Annotated in this window: 12 protein-coding genes; 2 read left to right on the top strand and 10 right to left on the bottom strand. The window is 64.0% G+C overall.

Annotated elements, in window-relative coordinates:
- Nucleotides 1–12: 12 nt before the first annotated feature.
- The gene (gene ruvC, locus J7347_RS11840) at nucleotides 13–486 is read right to left on the bottom strand and encodes a crossover junction endodeoxyribonuclease RuvC (protein ID WP_209162489.1); all 474 of its coding nucleotides are present in this window, start codon (nucleotides 484–486) and stop codon (nucleotides 13–15) included.
- Between the two features lie 28 nt (nucleotides 487–514).
- Entirely contained in the window at nucleotides 515–1,258 is a 744-nt protein-coding gene (locus J7347_RS11835; protein WP_209162292.1) for a YebC/PmpR family DNA-binding transcriptional regulator, read from the bottom strand.
- 56 nt (nucleotides 1,259–1,314) lie between these two features.
- Here J7347_RS11835 and J7347_RS11830 point away from each other — a divergent pair, with 56 nt between their 5' ends.
- Nucleotides 1,315–2,076, top strand: coding sequence for a CPBP family glutamic-type intramembrane protease (locus J7347_RS11830; RefSeq protein WP_209162291.1), 762 nt, complete (start codon nucleotides 1,315–1,317; stop codon nucleotides 2,074–2,076).
- A gap of 3 nt (nucleotides 2,077–2,079) precedes the next feature.
- Here the strand turns inward: J7347_RS11830 and J7347_RS11825 are convergent, their stop codons facing one another.
- The 4 genes from J7347_RS11825 to J7347_RS11810 form a co-directional block, all read right to left on the bottom strand.
- Nucleotides 2,080–2,397 carry a heavy metal-binding domain-containing protein gene (locus tag J7347_RS11825; RefSeq protein ID WP_067678068.1) on the bottom strand — a complete coding sequence of 106 codons (318 nt, stop codon included), beginning with the start codon at nucleotides 2,395–2,397 and terminating at the stop codon, nucleotides 2,080–2,082.
- An 84-nt stretch (nucleotides 2,398–2,481) separates the two neighbouring features.
- Nucleotides 2,482–3,297, bottom strand: coding sequence for an SDR family oxidoreductase (locus J7347_RS11820; RefSeq protein WP_245174086.1), 816 nt, complete (start codon nucleotides 3,295–3,297; stop codon nucleotides 2,482–2,484).
- A 190-nt stretch (nucleotides 3,298–3,487) separates the two neighbouring features.
- On the bottom strand, nucleotides 3,488–3,724 hold the full coding sequence (locus tag J7347_RS11815; RefSeq protein WP_067678053.1) for a DUF2312 domain-containing protein: 237 nt from the start codon (nucleotides 3,722–3,724) through the stop codon (nucleotides 3,488–3,490).
- A 105-nt stretch (nucleotides 3,725–3,829) separates the two neighbouring features.
- Nucleotides 3,830–4,144: a DUF1244 domain-containing protein gene (locus J7347_RS11810; protein ID WP_209162289.1), complete on the bottom strand. Its 315-nt coding sequence runs from the start codon at nucleotides 4,142–4,144 to the stop codon at nucleotides 3,830–3,832.
- Between the two features lie 51 nt (nucleotides 4,145–4,195).
- Between J7347_RS11810 and pyk the strand changes: the two genes are divergently transcribed.
- Nucleotides 4,196–5,674 (top strand): pyruvate kinase, encoded by a 1,479-nt coding sequence (gene pyk, locus J7347_RS11805; protein ID WP_209162288.1) that lies wholly within the window; start codon nucleotides 4,196–4,198, stop codon nucleotides 5,672–5,674.
- 18 nt (nucleotides 5,675–5,692) lie between these two features.
- On the opposite strand, the gene J7347_RS11800 is transcribed toward pyk, so the two are convergent.
- The 4 genes from J7347_RS11800 to rpoC all read right to left on the bottom strand — a co-directional run bounded on the left by J7347_RS11800 (nucleotide 5,693) and on the right by rpoC (nucleotide 15,791).
- Nucleotides 5,693–7,402, bottom strand: a complete 1,710-nt coding sequence (locus tag J7347_RS11800) for a SulP family inorganic anion transporter (RefSeq protein ID WP_209162287.1) — start codon at nucleotides 7,400–7,402, stop codon at nucleotides 5,693–5,695.
- Between the two features lie 30 nt (nucleotides 7,403–7,432).
- Nucleotides 7,433–8,800, bottom strand: coding sequence for a glutamate--tRNA ligase (gltX, locus tag J7347_RS11795; protein WP_209162286.1), 1,368 nt, complete (start codon nucleotides 8,798–8,800; stop codon nucleotides 7,433–7,435).
- 73 nt (nucleotides 8,801–8,873) lie between these two features.
- A complete protein-coding gene (locus tag J7347_RS11790; RefSeq protein WP_209162285.1) occupies nucleotides 8,874–11,189 on the bottom strand; it encodes an EAL domain-containing protein in 2,316 nt (771 codons plus the stop codon).
- Between the two features lie 273 nt (nucleotides 11,190–11,462).
- Complete coding sequence (rpoC, locus tag J7347_RS11785) at nucleotides 11,463–15,791, bottom strand: DNA-directed RNA polymerase subunit beta' (protein WP_209162284.1); 4,329 nt, start codon at nucleotides 15,789–15,791, stop codon at nucleotides 11,463–11,465.
- Nucleotides 15,792–15,858 lie beyond the last annotated feature (67 nt).

Below are 15,858 nucleotides of genomic sequence, written 5' to 3'. Positions count from 1 at the left end.
CAAATTGGAAAGTTAGGCGCTTCGGATCAGATGGGCGTCGGCGATAGCGACGGCCAGCGCGTCGGCTGCGTCCGCGCCCGCGATGGTCGCGCCTGGCAGCAGGATCTTGAGCATGGCCTGAACCTGCGCCTTGTCCGCCCCGCCCGTGCCGACCACCGCTTTCTTGACCAGCCGCGCGGCGTGTTCGTTCACGGCCAGCCCGGCAAGGCCGCACGCCGCCAGCACCACCCCGCGCGCCTGGGCGAGCTTCAAGGTGGATTGCGGGTTCTTGTTGACGAAGATCTCCTCCGCCGCCGCGCGGTCGGGGCGATGCTCGGCGATAATCGCGCTCAGGCCCGATTGGAGCGCCGCCAGCCGCTCGGCCATCGGCGCCTTCGCATCGGTTTTGATCTGGCCGTTGGCGCAATGCGCGATGCGCGATCCTTCGGCACGAACCACGCCCCAGCCAGTGCAGCTGAGCGAGGGGTCGAGCCCGAGGATCAACACGGCCACGCCCTCGCCGTAGCGGAGAGGATCAGCCCACCTTCTCCATCACCTCGTCCGAAATGTCGTAATTGCCCCACACGGTCTGGACGTCGTCATCGTCGTCCAGCGTGTCGATCAGCTTCAGGAGCGTGCCCGCATCCTTCTCGTCCATGTCGACGGTGAGATTGGGCTTCCAGGCGAGCTTGACCGTTTCGGCTTCGCCGAGCGATTTTTCGAGATCGCTCGCCACCTGATGGAGATCGTCCGCCGCGGTCCAGATCTCGTGGCCGTCTTCGGACGAGACGATGTCGTCTGCGCCCGCTTCCATCGCGGCTTCCAGCACCTTGTCCTCGCTCCCCGCATCGGCGGGATAGACGATGAGGCCGAGCCGCTCGAAGCCGTGGACGACGCTGCCTTCGGTGCCGAGATTGCCGCCATTCTTGCTGAAGGCGGTGCGTACGGCAGTGGCGGTGCGGTTGCGGTTGTCGGTCAGCGCCTCGACGATGATCGCGCTACCGCCGGGGCCGTAGCCTTCGTAGCGGACCTCTTCGAAATTCTCGCCATCCGCCGCGCTTGCCTTGTCGATGGCCCGCTGGATGTTGTCCTTGGGCATGGACTGCGCCTTGGCTGCGTTGACCGCCAGGCGCAGGCGCGGGTTCATGTCCGGATCGGGCATGCCCATCTTCGCCGCCACGGTAATCTCGCGGCTGAGCTTCGAGAACAGGTTGGACCGCTTCTTGTCCTGCGCACCCTTGCGGTGCATGATATTTTTGAATTTGGAATGGCCTGCCATGGGGTGCGTTACCGTGCCTCGGGTGGGTTGCGTGTGTGAAGGGCCGCATTAGCCGCATGGATGATGAATCGACAAGCCCGGTGGCGGTTTCGGGAGAACCGAACTCGCTGACCGGCGAATGGGCGCGGGTGCGCGCTTTCGTGGCGCGGCCCCGACTGCCCGATCCGGTGGAGCCGCGCCCCTCGCGCCCGGTGGTTGCGCTGCTCCGCGTCTTTCTGCTCGATCTGGCGTTGATGGCGACACTGGCGACCATCGCCGCGATCGTGATCGCTTCCGGTATCGAACTGCCGGAATCGTCTCTGGCGAATCTGGCCGTGACGCCCGGGCTGATCGCCGCGATCCTGATCGTCGCGCCGGTGGGAGAGGAAATCGCCTTTCGCGGCTGGCTGTCCGGGCGCAAGCGCGACGTGTTGGCGTGCGTGGTCTTCCTAGGCGGGATGGGCGCGACCGCATGGCTGGGCGCGAGCGATATGACAGGCGCCGCCATCTGGTCGATCGCAGCGCTCATCTTCACTCTCGGGCTGACGGCAATCCTTTTCTGGACCGCGCGGCATCGGCCCTCGATGCGCTGGTTCGCCGGCCTGTTCCCGCTGTTCTATTGGCTCAGCACGCTGGCCTTCGCCTGCGTCCATCTGTTCAATTTCGAAGAGGGCGCGCTGTTCGTCCTGCTTCCGCTGGTGCTGCCGCAATTCGTGCTGGGCGCGCTGCTCGGCTATATGCGGGTGACTTACGGCCTTGGGACGAGCATCGCGCTGCATGCGCTGCACAACGGCACTGCAATGGCGCTGGTGGCGCTTGCAACGGTGACCGCGTCCTGACGGTCAGACCTTGACGGCAGTACCGCTGGCCGAAACCATCAGCATCGAGCCGGTATCGCCGATCACCTCGTAATCGAGATCGACGCCGACCACGGCATTTCCACCCAGCGCGGCGCATTCGGCCTGCAATTCCTGAATCGCCTGTTCGCGCGCATCGCGAAGGATGCGCTCGTAACTGCCCGAGCGCCCGCCGACGATGTCGCGGATATTGGCGAAGAGATCGCGAAACAGGTTCGCGCCCACGATCACTTCGCCGGTTACGATGCCGAGATAGTCCTGCACCGGCTTGCCCTCGATCGTGGGCGTCGTCGTCACGGTGATGCCGCGTGCGTCTTTCCAGGGGCCTGCCATATCCGATCCTCCTCCTTCGCTTCGTGTATTAGATAAGTAATACGCAGCGCACGGTCAACCGCCGACGACGCTGCCGCCATTGGGATGCAGCACCTGGCCCGACATGTAGGAGCTGTCTTCGCAGGCGAGGAACAGGAAACAGGGTGCGACCTCGTTCGGCTCTCCCGCCCGGCCCATCGGGGATCCCTTGCCGAAATCGTCGATCTTGTCCTTCGGCTGGCCCCCGAACGGGTTGAGCGGCGTCCAGATCGGGCCCGGCGCGACGCCATTCACACGGATGCCGTCATCCATCAGGTTCTGCGACAGCGAGCGCGTGAACGCGGTGATGGCACCCTTGGTCGAGCTGTAATCGAGCAGGATCGGCTGGCCTTCATACATCGTGATCGATGTGCAGTTTACGATGGTGGCGCCGCGCTTCAAATGCGGACGCGCTGCCTGAACCATGTAGAACATCGAATAGATGTTCGATTGGAAGGTGCGCTGCAATTGTTCGGGCGTGATGTCTGTCACGTCCTTGTCGGGATGCTGCTCGCCCGCGATCTGAATCAGACAATCGAGCTGGCCGAACCGCTCGATCGTCTTGGCGACCAGAGCGTCGGCGACCGCCTTGTCGCCGAGATCGCCGGCAAAGATGAAGGCTTCCGCGCCTTCCGCCTCACACAATTCCTTGGTCTTCGTTGCATCGTCATCTTCGCTGAGATAGGCGATGGCGATCTGTGCGCCCTCGCGCGCGAACAGCACGGCGGTGGCGCGCCCGATCCCGCTATCCGCGCCGGTGACGATCGCAACCTTGCCCTTCATCCGCCCCGACCCCGGATAGCGCGGCTGCCATTCGGGCTTACGGTCCATCTCGCTTTCGTGGCCGGGCATGCGCGGCTCTTCTGCGATCGGTTCGATAAAAGTGGCGCTGTCTGTTTTCTTCAGTTCGGTCATGGTTCGGGCTCCGCCTGGGGGTTCTACCCACTCAAGCGGAGGCACCGCGCACAAGTTCCGTCACTCGTCTCGAACGCGGGGGCCTTCGTCGAGCTTTGCCTGCGGCAGGGCTTCCGGCCGCGCCGCCTCACCCCATGCCGAGCGCGGCCTTGTAGGTGTCGAGGATCATTTCCTGTTCGCTGCGATCGTCGGGCTTCATCTTTCTGAGGCGCACGATCTGGCGCATGATCTTGGGATCGTAACCCACCGCCTTCGCCTCGGCGTAAACGTCGCGAACGTCGTCGGCGATGCCCTTCTTTTCTTCCTCGAGGCGTTCGATGCGCTCGATCAGCAGGCGCAGGCGGTCGTCGGTGGCTTCGGCCATCTCGTGTACTCCAGTGTGATTCGGGATCGGTTGCGGGCTCGATAGCCAGAGGCGCGGCGGGGGTGAAGTGGGCGGTTCGGATTATTCCGCGCCAGGCGCTGAGATTTATCCCGCGTTCTTCGCCACGCTTTCCTTCATCCGTGCCAGCTGCTCCTCGGTCGCCGGCGACTGGCGGGCCGCCTTCCATTCACCGCTAGGCATTCCGTGGATCACTTCGCGCGCCTGCTCCTTGTCGCCGTCATAACCCGCATCGCGGATCCAGTCGGCGAGGCAATTGCGGCAGAAGCCAGACAGACCCATCAGGTCGATATTCTGGGCATCGTGGCGATGGCGCAGATGGCGCACCAGGCGGCGAAAGGCCGCGGCGGCGACATCGTCGGGAAGCGCGTCGAGCGCGTCGGTCTTGGTATTCGTATCCATGAAGGGGCATATTCCTTGTCTTGCAACACGGGGGTGGCATAGGCGTTCAGCATGACGATCCAGAAATTCGATCCGCGCGCGCGGAAGGTGAAAATCCTCGCCACCATCGGCCCGGCGAGCCGCGATCCCGACATGCTGCGGCGCCTGTTCAAGGCCGGCGCCGATGCCTTCCGGGTCAATATGAGCCATGGCGAGCATTCCGTCCATGGGGAGACGATCCGCGCGATCCGCGCGCTGGAAAAGGAATTCGCACGTCCCATCGCGATCCTGGCCGATCTGCAGGGGCCGAAGCTGCGCGTCGGCACGTTCAAGGGCGGCAAGGCGGTGATCCGCCATTCGGGCCATTTCACGCTCGACCGCAATCCCGAGCCGGGCGACGAGACGCGCGTCCAGCTGCCCCATCCCGAATTGTTCGGCCTGCTCGAAAAGGGCCAGCGCCTGCTGATCAATGACGGCAAGATCCGCCTGCGCGTGATCCGGGCGGACGAAGACGAAATCCTGTGTTCCGCCGAAGTCGGCGGCGTGATTTCCGACCGCAAGGGCGTCAACGTACCCGATGCCGAGGTTCCGATCCCTGCGCTCACGGAAAAGGACCGCAAGGATCTCGCCTTCGCCATGGAACAGGGGGTCGACTGGATCGGCCTCAGCTTCGTCCAGCGGCCCGAGGATCTGGCCGAAGCACGCAAGCTGATGGGCGGGCGCGGGGCGCTCTGTGCCAAGATCGAAAAGCCGATGGCGGTGCGCCGCCTCGCCGAAATCGTCGAACAGTCCGACGGTGTCATGGTGGCGCGCGGCGATCTGGGCGTCGAGCTGGAGCCGCAGGAGGTTCCGCCTCTGCAGAAGCAGATCGTCAACGCGACGCGCCTGTCGGGCAAGCCGGTGATCGTGGCGACGCAGATGCTCGAATCGATGATCGAGAGCCCGGCCCCCACCCGTGCCGAAGTCTCCGACGTCGCGAATGCGGTCTATGACGGGGCGGACGTTATCATGCTGTCGGCGGAAACTGCCGCGGGCGACTGGCCGGAAGAAGCGGTCACGATCATGGACAAGATCGCCATCCAGGTCGAACGGGACGAGGCCTATCTGGGCCGCGTCCGTTATCTCGACACGCCGCCCGACCGGACCACTGCCGATGCGCTCAGCCATGCCTGCATGACCATTGCCGACACCGTCTCGATCAAGACGATCACCGTCTTCACCGGATCGGGATCGACCGCGCGCCGCGTTGCGCGCGAGCGGCCTTCGGTGCCGATGCTGGTGCTGACGCCTTCGATGGCGACGGCGCGGCGCGTGGGCCTGCTATGGGGCGCGCACGCCGTGGCGACGAAGGATATCGGCAGTTTCGAAGAGATGATCGCCAAGGGCAAGCGCATGGCGCTGCGCCACGGCTTCGGCGAAGGCGGCGACAAGATGATCGCGCTGGCGGGCGTGCCGTTCGGAACGCCGGGGGCAACCAATCTGCTGCATGTCGTCACTCTGAGCGGCGACGAATTGCAGAATTACGATACGGATCGCGCGCTTCAGAAGTAAGCGCCCCGGCCCCATGCGTCAGGTCGGCGCGATCGTCTCGTCGACCGGCGCGCCGCATTCCTCCATCGCGTGCTGCACCGTGCGGTGGAAGCAGCAGATATTGGGATCGAGCGACTGGAGCGCGCTGTGGACCGGCTCATGCGCCTCGGCGAAACGGACCATGATGCCCATTTCGCGCAGGCGTTCGGTCAGCCGCCGCAGCATCGCCGCGCCGCTCGCATCCACACCGTTGACGGCGCGCATGTCGATGACGAGGCAGGTCACTTCCTCGTGCTGGGCGATGCGCGCGAAGATTTCGTCCTCGCAATAAGCGGCATTGCCGAAATAGATCGAGCGGTCGATCCGCACGATCAGGACGGGCAGCGTGTCGATCATCACCGCATCGCGATCGACCGAGCGGAAGGACATGCCGCCATCATCGGTGCCGACGCGGGTGACCCGCGGCAGCGAGGAGAACCAGAGGAAATGCGCAAGGCCCACGCCCGCGCCGACGGCGAGGCCCAGCCGCACGCCGAAGATCAGCGTGGCGAGAAAGGCGACGGCCACGATCGCGCCCTCGATCCGATCGTGTGCCAAGATCTGCCGGATGTCGCGCACCTTGATCAGGCCGAAGACCGCGCTGATGACGAGCGCCGCAAGCGCGGTACGTGGTAGCAGCGAGAGATAAGGCGCAAGGAACAGCAGCACTGCGAGCACGACCATCGATGCGACGATCGACGCGAGCGGACTGCGCGCTCCGCTATCCTCGACGAGCGCCGATCGGCTGAGGCTGGCCCCGACTGCATAACCGCCCGTCGCCACGGCGGCGATATTGCCGAAGCCGAGCGCCACCGCTTCGCGACTGGTGTCGAGATGGCTGCGGTTGCTCCCGGCAAGCGATTTGGCGACGGCGGTCGCGGTAACAAACACGATCACCGCCACGGCCAGCGCGCTGGGCAGCAGCGCCAGCCAGAGCGCCGGTCCGCCGAGCGGCCAGGGCGGGCTTGGCAGGCCGCGCTCCACCGCCGCCACCGTGGCGACCGGCGCGGCGATCTGCGACACTGCGAAGGCAGCGGCCACGATCACGGCGAAGGGCAAGGATTTCGCCACGGCCTGACGCAATGGCGGATGCAGGCCGAGCTTCCAGAGAATCGCAGCCGCGTAGCGGTTGATGAACAGCAGCGCGACAAGGCTGGCGAGCCCGATCAGCGTGGTCGCAAGGCTGAAGCCGCCGAGGCCGTTCCACAGCCCTTCGAGCGCGGTCGGCAGATTGCCCGCGCGCGGCGCTTCGACGCCGATCAGCGTCGGCAATTGGCTCGCCGCGATCAGGAAAGCGGCGGCCGCGGTGAAGCCGAGCAGGACCGGCTCGCTGATGAAATTCACCAGTCGGCCAAGACCGAGCGCGCCCAACAGCGCCAGCGCCAGTCCCGCCTCGATCGCGATCACGGCGGCAGCGGTCTCGGGCGGAACGGGAGCATTGCCCGCCGCCTCGGCCACGACCAGCGAAACCAGCGCGACCGGACCCATCGACACGAAATTGCTGGTGCCGAAGACCGCATAGATGACCGGCGGCAACAGGGCGGCGAACAGACCGGTCTGCGGTGGGAGGCCCGCCAGCTGCGCATAGGCCATTGCCTGCGGCACCAGCAGGATGGCGAGGATCAGACCGGCGATGATATCCTTGACCAGCCCGCCCGCCGTGAGATCGGTCAGCCAGCCGAGGCGGGGTCTCAGGGCGTTTCCGATCATGGCTCTCCCTCGCCCCTTAAGCGCTATTTCCTAGGCGCCGCGTGCCGCAGCCTCCAAGCGGGTGCGCGCCGCATCCTCACCGATCAGCGGCAATAATTCGCCCATGTCGGGTCCCGATGCCTGTCCGGTCAAGGCCAAACGCAGGGGAAGAAACAAAGATTTACCCTTGCGCCCGGTCTCTTCCTTCAGCCGAGTGGTGAGCGACCGCCACGGATCGTCCGTCCATTCCAGTGCCCCTGCCGCCAGGCCGCAATAGTCGCGATCCTCCTCCGGAAGGTCGGGCACCGGGACAGGGCCGGTCACCAACTGCCAGATCGCCGCCGCATCACCGACTTTCTCGAGATTGGGCCGCACCGCATGCCACCCCGCCTCGTCCATCCCTTCAGGCAGTCGGTGGGCAATGTCGCGATACTCCATTTTGTGAACCAGCGCCGCGTTGATACGATCGAGCTCGCCATCGTCGAAGCGCGCCGGAGCGCGGCCGAAGGTCGCAAGGTCGAAGCTCTCGATCAGTAAGTCTCGATCCGCAATCGGCTCGACGGGGAGCGCGGTGCCCAGCCGCGCAAGCAGTGCTACCAGCGCCTGCGGCTCTATCCCCCGCTCGCGAAACGCATCGCAACCGAGCGAGCCGAGGCGCTTCGACAGCTTGCCCTCGCTCCCCACTAACAGAGCCTCGTGCGCGAAATCGGGCATCGTTGACGAGCCATTATGCTGCGCAGCAATGAGTGCGGTAAACATCTGAATCTGAACGGCAGTATTGGAAACGTGATCTTCGCCGCGCAGCACGTTGGTCACGCCCATTTCGAGGTCGTCGACAGCGCTCGGCAGCATATAGAGCCACGAGCCGTCGGCACGACGTATCACGGGGTCGGACAATTGTGCGGCGTCGAATTTCTGCCTCCCGCGCACGCCGTCCTCCCACACGATCGGCGTGTCGTGATCGAGCTTGAAGCGCCAGTGCGGCGCGATTCCGTCGGCTTCCTTCGCCGCGCGATCTTCCTCGCTCAGGGACAGCGCCGCGCGGTCGTAGATGGGCGGCAATCCACGGCCCAGCTGGATCTTGCGCTTCAGCTCCAGCTCCTGCGCGGTTTCGTAGCAGGGGTAGACGCGGCCATCCGCCTTCAGGGCCTCGAACGCCGCCTCGTAATGCGCAAGCCGCTCGGACTGACGCTCCTCTCCATCGGGCTCGAGGCCGAGCCAGGCAAGATCGTCGCGGATCGCCTCGACATAGGTTTCGCGGCTGCGCTCTGCATCGGTGTCGTCGATCCGCAGCAGGAAGCGCCCGCCCGCCTTTCGCGCCAACATCCAATTGTGCAGCGCGGTTCGGATGTTGCCGACATGGAGGCGCCCGGTCGGGGACGGGGCGAAGCGGGTTACGGTGGTGTTGGCAGAGGTCATCGCCACTGCCGATAGCCGATGGCCGCGGACCTGGCGAGAGCGCAGCGCTGTCCCCGCGAATGGAGCGAGCAGGTCAGCCGGCTTGCTTGCGCCTCCGCAGGATCGCCTCGCGCGCGGCGGCATAGTCGAGCACGCCGTCATCCCTGTCGGCACCCAGATCGGCGCGTGCGCGATCGAGTTCGGGTGCCGCGACCGGTTCGAGAATGAGATATCCCTGCGCCTCGTCACAGCCCAATTCATTCAGGATATGCAATTGAGTACGGTCTTCCACCCCTTCGGCAGTGACTTCCATACCCAAGCTCCGCCCCAATGCGATGACGGTGCTCACGATCGCGCGGGCCGAGGCGCTGGTGGTCAAATCCTTCACGAAGCTGCGATCGATCTTGATCCGGTCGAAGGGGAAGCGGCGCAGGTAGCTGAGCGAGGAATAGCCGGTCCCGAAATCATCGAGCGCGATCTTGACCCCCAACGCGCGCAGGCGGCTGAGAGTCGCGGCGGCGGTATCGTCGGCCTGAAGGATGACGTGTTCCGTAATCTCGAATTCGATCCGGTGGGGATCGATCCCGGTGTCAGCAATCGCCTCGGCGATGGTGGGAAGAAGATCGACCGAGCGGATCTGGCTGGGTGAGAGATTGATCGAAATACGAAAATCGCCTTTCCAGGCGGCCATTTCGCTGAGGGCGCGGCGTATGACGAATTCGCCCATCTGGACGATCAGGCCGGTTTCTTCGGCAACTCCGAGAAATTCGTCCGGGCCCAGGAGTCCGCGTTCGGGATGGTCCCACCTAACCAACGCCTCATACGCCGCCGTGCGCCCCGTCCCGATGTCGATCACCGGCTGATAATGGACGCGCAAGCCCCCTGTATCCAGAGCCGTGCGAAATTCCTGTTCGGTCCGGCGACGTTGCTGAACCCTGGCATCGAGGGCGTGGTCGAACAGGGCGAGTTGCCCCCTGCCCTTCGTCTTTGCGGCGACGATCGCGAGATCGGCCCGCCGGACCAGTTCCTCAGCTTCGCAGGCTTCCTCGGTACAGCGGGCGATGCCGACACTGCCCGACACGGCAATCTGACGCCCTTCGATCACGAAGGGCTGGCGCACGGCATCGAGCAAGCGATGCCCGCGTTCGATCAGCATACCATCGCCCAGCGCGCTTTCGATGATGATCGCGAATTCGTCCGCAGCGAGCCGGGCGACGAGATCCGCTTCCCGCAGCTGGGCCTTCAGACGCTTGGCAACTTCGCACAGGATCGCGTCGGCAGTCCGATGCCCGTAGGTGTCGTTGATGGCCTTGAAATCGTCGAGGTCGAGATAGAACAGCGCGATTTTTCGGGATTGTTTTGCGAGAAGGCCCATCTTGCCGCGCAAATGCTCATTGAGCGCATGCCGATTGGCGAGCCCTGTAAGGTCGTCATGCATTGCGAGATAATGCACACGTTTTTCGGTCCGCAGCGCTTCCGTAACGTCGCGGAGAACGCCGGTGACGTATCCGTCCGACCGCGGGCGACCGCTGACCCGCCAGATGCGAATTTCGCCCTGTATTTCGAGCTTCACGATCTCGTCGCGAAACGGCGTCCGGTTGGTCAGCAGATCCAGCAGACGCGTACGATGGGATCCTTCGAGGAACAGGTCGGCGAAGGGCATGCCCTCGAGCGCATCGATGTCCTGTCCGACGAAATTGGCAAGCCGTTGCGAGACGTCCCGCAATCGGCCGCGCGGGCCGACCGACCACAGGGAATCCTGTGCCTGCGTCTCATATTCGTCGAGTAAGAGGCGGACCGTAAGCTCGCTTTCCTGGCGCGTTATCTCGTTGTGCACCTCTTCGACAAAGGCGCGATCCTGCATGATCGTGAAGCGGAAGAGGACCACTGCATAGGGCACGATCAAAAGACCGACCCACACTGCTTCCTGGCCGGCCACTACCAGCGCACTCAGGATGATGCCGATCGTCGTCGCGACGAGGTGGACGATGCTCGCGCGCGGTACTCCGCGGTGCAGCAGGATGGTTCCGACGAAGATCAGCGCCGCTATCAGGATCAGCAGAGCGAGGCGTTCCCCCTCTGCATACCCGGCGAAAAGCACGAAGCTCGCAGCCCAGAAAACGGATGTAGCAGCTTTCGATCCGACTAGGCGCGCAAGTTGTGTCCGTATCTGCCGATCGTCGAGCAGGTCCGCATCGCACCCCCGAATGATCACGAAGCGAGTCGCGAACAGGAACGCTGCCCCCGTCAGCCACGCCAAAAGTATCGCATTGGGCACGAAGCCGTAGAACGTGGCGGCGAGTATGACGGCCGAGAGACCCGTCGCGATCTGCGAGAACGACCCCGCTGCAGTGGCCGCCCGCAAGCGCCGCTCCCGAACGAGCGCCGCGCTATCGCGAATTTGCGTCACCCTGCACCCCACTAGACGCCTCCGTGACCGATCCGCCGGGAGCATTGCCGCGCCTGGCCGAATCGAGTCGGTCATCCAATCGCACTTCCAAAGGCTCTCCCTGCCCGGAATCGATGCGACCCAATCGATACCGAGTGATCATTTAACAAATTATATAGGAAATCAATACGATAGGCACGGCAGTCTGAAAAAGGCCGCCGACCGGAACGAAAAAGCCCCGCCGGAGGGGCGCTCCGGCGGGGCCAATTCCAAGAGAAACACGCGAGTCGCGGCTTATTCGCCGTCGGCGGCTTCCTCGTTCAGATATTCGCCCGCATCGGCATCGGTGCCGTGCGTTTCGCCTTCCATCCGGGCCAGCGGATCGTCGCCGATCGCCGCATCCGCATCCTGAGCGAGTTCGGCTTCGCGTTCCTCGTCGGCAGTCTGGGCGGCCAGGATCGCTTCCTGCGCCTTCTTCCACTGGGCGCGCAGGGCGGCATCGCGGCTGGAGGCGGTAATGCGCATCCGGTTCATGCCCGCGCCGGTTCCGGCGGGGATGAGACGGCCCACGATCACGTTTTCCTTCAGACCGATCAGCGTGTCCTTCTTGCCTTCGACCGCGGCCTGCGTGAGCACGCGCGTGGTTTCCTGGAACGACGCCGCCGAGATGAACGAACGGGTCTGGAGCGACGCCTTGGTGATCCCGAGCAGGATCGGCGTGCCTTCCGCCTTCTTCTTGTTGCGGCCCAGCTTGGCGTTGTACTCGTCCATTTCGGTGCGATCGACCTGTTCGCCCGGCAGCAGCGTAGTGTCGCCGCCATCGGTGATCTCGACCTTCTGCAGCATCTGACGAACGATCGTCTCGATGTGCTTGTCGTTGATCTTCACGCCCTGGAGTCGATAGACTTCCTGGATTTCGTTGACGAGATACTCGGCCAGCGCTTCGACGCCCATGACTTCGAGGATGTCGTGCGGGTTGGGCGAACCGGAAATCAGGGTGTCCCCCTTCTTCACGAAGTCGCCTTCCTGCACGTCGATCACCTTGGTCTTGGGGATCAGGTATTCCACCGCATCACCCTCTTCCGGGACGATCGCGATCTTGCGCTTGGCCTTGTATTCGCGGACGAATTCGATCTTGCCGGAAATCTTGGCGATGACCGACATGTCCTTGGGCAGGCGCGCCTCGAACAGTTCGGCGACGCGCGGCAGACCGCCGGTGATGTCGCGGGTCTTGGCGGCTTCGCGGCTGGCACGGGCGAGGATGTCGCCCGCTTCGACCTGCTGGCCGTCCTCAACCGACATCGTGGTGCCCGGCGCCAGCATGTAGCGCGCGGCCTCGGTCTCGTCCCCGGCTTCGTTGAAGAGAGTGATGCGCGGACGCAGCTCTTCCTTCTTCTTGCGGCCGGTCGCCCGGTTTTCGGTCACGACGCGCTGGGCAATGCCGGTGGCATCGTCGACGCGCTCTTCCAGGGTCGAGCCTTCGACCAGATCCTGGAAGCGGACCACACCCGACTGCTCGGTGATGATCGGAAGCGAGAACGGATCCCACTCCGCCAGACGACCGCCTTCTTCGACCTGCTCGCCATCCTTGTGCATCAGCATGGTACCGTAGGGCACCTTGTGGATTTCACGCTCGCGGCCTTCGCTGTCGATCACCGCCAGCTCGCCATTGCGGGCGAGCGAGAGGATACGACCGCGCTTGTCGGTGATGGTCGGCATGTCGCGATAGACGACCTTACCGGCCGACACCGCTTCCAGGTGGCTGGTTTCGTTGAGCTGCGCCGCACCGCCGATGTGGAAGGTACGCATGGTCAGCTGCGTGCCCGGCTCACCGATCGACTGCGCGGCGATGACGCCCACGGCCTCGCCGATATTGACCGGCGTACCGCGTGCAAGGTCACGTCCGTAGCAGGTCGCGCAAACGCCCTGTTCGGCTTCGCAGACCAGCGGCGAGCGGATCTTGGCGACCTGAACTTCGGCTTCCTCGATGGCCTTGACCATCGGTTCGTCGAGCAGGGTGCCGGCCTTGGCGATGACTTCACCGGTGGCGGCGTTCACCGCATCCTCGGCCAAGGTGCGGCCCAGAATACGTTCGCCGAGCGAAGCAATCACCGAACCGCCCTGAACGATGGCGCGCATGTCGAGCGCATTCTCGGTCTTGCAGTCCTCGACCACGATCGTGCAATCCTGCGACACGTCGACCAGGCGGCGCGTCAGGTAGCCCGAGTTCGCCGTCTTCAGCGCCGTATCCGCGAGACCCTTGCGGGCGCCGTGGGTGGAGTTGAAGTATTCGAGGACGTTGAGGCCTTCCTTGAAGTTCGAGATGATCGGGTTCTCGATGATTTCGCCCGACGGCTTGGCCATCAGGCCGCGCATACCGGCGAGCTGCTTCATCTGCGCGGGGCTACCACGCGCACCGGAGTGCGACATCATGTAGATCGAGTTGATCTGTGCCTGCTTGCCGTCATCGTCGATCGGCTGCGACTTGATCTCGTCCATCATGGCTTCCGCCACCTGATCGCCGCAACGGCTCCAGGCGTCGATCACCTTGTTGTACTTCTCCTGCTGCGTGATCAGGCCGTCCTGATACTGCTGCTCGTAATCGGCGACGAGCGACTTGGTCTCCTCGACCATCCCGACCTTGCTTTCGGGGATGATCATGTCGTCCTTGCCGAACGAGATGCCGGCCTTGAACGCGTGGCGGAAGCCCAGCGTCATGATCGCATCGGCGAACAGCACCGTGTCCTTCTGGCCGGTGTGGCGATAGACCTCGTCGATCACGTCGGCGATGTCCTTCTTCGTCAGCAGACGGTTGACGATATCGAACGGCACCTTGTGGTTCTTGGGCAGGCATTCGCCGATCAGCATGCGCCCAGCGGTCGTCTCGAAGCGCTGCATCGAAATGGCACCGCTCTCGTCGGCCTGCGGAACGCGGGCGAGGATCTTGGTGTGGAGCGAAACCTGCTTGGTCTCCAGCGCCTGGTGCACTTCGGCCATGTCCGAGAACATGGGCAGCTTTTCGACCTTCTCGCCCTTGTCGTTCTCGACGAATTCGGGCGTCTTCTCCTGCCGTTCCATCGACAGGTAATAGAGACCCAGGACCATGTCCTGCGAGGGGACGATGATCGGCTTGCCGTTGGCGGGCGAGAGGATGTTGTTGGTCGACATCATCAGCACGCGTGCTTCCAGCTGCGCCTCAAGGCTCAGCGGAACGTGCACGGCCATCTGGTCGCCATCGAAGTCGGCGTTGAACGCGGCGCAGACCAGCGGGTGAAGCTGGATCGCCTTGCCCTCGATCAAGACGGGTTCGAACGCCTGGATGCCGAGACGGTGAAGCGTCGGTGCGCGGTTCAGGAGAACGGGGTGCTCGCGAATGACTTCGTCGAGGATATCCCAGACTTCCTTGCGCTCCTTCTCGACCCACTTCTTCGCCTGCTTGAGAGTCATCGAAAGACCCTTGGCGTCGAGGCGGGCGTAGATGAACGGCTTGAACAGTTCGAGCGCCATCTTCTTGGGCAGGCCGCACTGGTGCAGCTTGAGTTCCGGCCCGGTCACGATGACCGAACGGCCCGAATAGTCGACGCGCTTACCCAGAAGGTTCTGGCGGAAGCGGCCCTGCTTGCCCTTGAGCATGTCGCTGAGCGACTTCAGCGGACGCTTGTTGGCGCCCGTGATGACGCGGCCGCGACGGCCGTTGTCGAACAGAGCGTCGACCGCTTCCTGCAGCATGCGCTTTTCGTTGCGCACGATGATGTCGGGCGCGCGCAGTTCGATCAGGCGCTTCAGACGGTTGTTGCGGTTGATGACGCGGCGATAGAGATCGTTGAGATCCGACGTCGCGAACCGGCCGCCGTCGAGCGGGACCAGCGGGCGCAGTTCCGGCGGGATGACCGGGATCACTTCGAGGATCATCCATTCGGGGCGATTGCCCGATTCGATGAAGCTTTCGACGACCTTCAGGCGCTTGATGATCTTGGCGGGCTTGAGCTTGGACTTGGTGGTCGCAAGCTCTTCCATCAGATCGTCGCGCTCACGCTCGAGGTCGAGATCCATCAGCATGGTCTTGACCGCGGACGCGCCGATATCGGCGGTGAAGCCGTCTTCGCCGTATTCGTCCTGCGCTTCGAGGAGGTCGTCCTCGCTCAGCAGCTGGAACTTCTCGAGCGGGGTCAGGCCCGGCTCGGTGACGATGTAGCTTTCGAAATACAGCACGCGCTCGAGCTGCTTGAGCTGCATGTCGAGCAGCAGGCCGATGCGTGAAGGCAGCGACTTCAGGAACCAGATATGCGCGACCGGCGCGGCCAGTTCGATGTGGCCCATGCGCTCGCGGCGGACCTTGGTGACGGTGACTTCGACGCCGCACTTTTCGCAGACGACGCCCTTGTACTTCATGCGCTTGTACTTGCCGCACAGGCACTCGTAATCCTTCACCGGACCGAAGATACGCGCGCAGAACAGGCCGTCACGCTCGGGCTTGAACGTGCGGTAGTTGATCGTTTCCGGCTTCTTGATTTCGCCGAAGCTCCACGAGCGAATGCGCTCGGGGCTGGCGATGCCGATCTGGATCTCGTCGAAGGTTTCGGGCTTCGCGAGCTGGTTGGTGAATTTGGTCAGTTCGTTCATGTCTCAATTCCCTTTGAGGGATAAATCAGGGGCGGTGGAGGCGGGCGGTCGGCCATCCGGCGACCGC

It is taken from the genome of Erythrobacter sp. A6_0 (assembly GCF_017744235.1).
GTDB lineage: Bacteria > Pseudomonadota > Alphaproteobacteria > Sphingomonadales > Sphingomonadaceae > Qipengyuania.
Note: the sequence above shows the minus strand (reverse complement) of the source record. Positions and strands in the feature narration are given on the sequence as shown.

Excerpts from the sequence above, each read along its gene's own strand:
- J7347_RS11835 (WP_209162292.1), bottom strand. The coding sequence starts at position 1,258 with ATGGCAGGCCATTCCAAATTCAAAAATATCATGCACCGCAAGGGTGCG.
- J7347_RS11830 (WP_209162291.1), top strand. The coding sequence starts at position 1,315 with ATGGATGATGAATCGACAAGCCCGGTGGCGGTTTCGGGAGAACCGAAC.
- J7347_RS11820 (WP_245174086.1), bottom strand. The coding sequence starts at position 3,297 with ATGCCCGGCCACGAAAGCGAGATGGACCGTAAGCCCGAATGGCAGCCG.
- J7347_RS11815 (WP_067678053.1), bottom strand. The coding sequence starts at position 3,724 with ATGGCCGAAGCCACCGACGACCGCCTGCGCCTGCTGATCGAGCGCATC.
- J7347_RS11810 (WP_209162289.1), bottom strand. The coding sequence starts at position 4,144 with ATGGATACGAATACCAAGACCGACGCGCTCGACGCGCTTCCCGACGAT.
- pyk (WP_209162288.1), top strand. The coding sequence starts at position 4,196 with ATGACGATCCAGAAATTCGATCCGCGCGCGCGGAAGGTGAAAATCCTC.
- J7347_RS11800 (WP_209162287.1), bottom strand. The coding sequence starts at position 7,402 with ATGATCGGAAACGCCCTGAGACCCCGCCTCGGCTGGCTGACCGATCTC.
- gltX (WP_209162286.1), bottom strand. The coding sequence starts at position 8,800 with ATGACCTCTGCCAACACCACCGTAACCCGCTTCGCCCCGTCCCCGACC.
- rpoC (WP_209162284.1), bottom strand. The coding sequence starts at position 15,791 with ATGAACGAACTGACCAAATTCACCAACCAGCTCGCGAAGCCCGAAACC.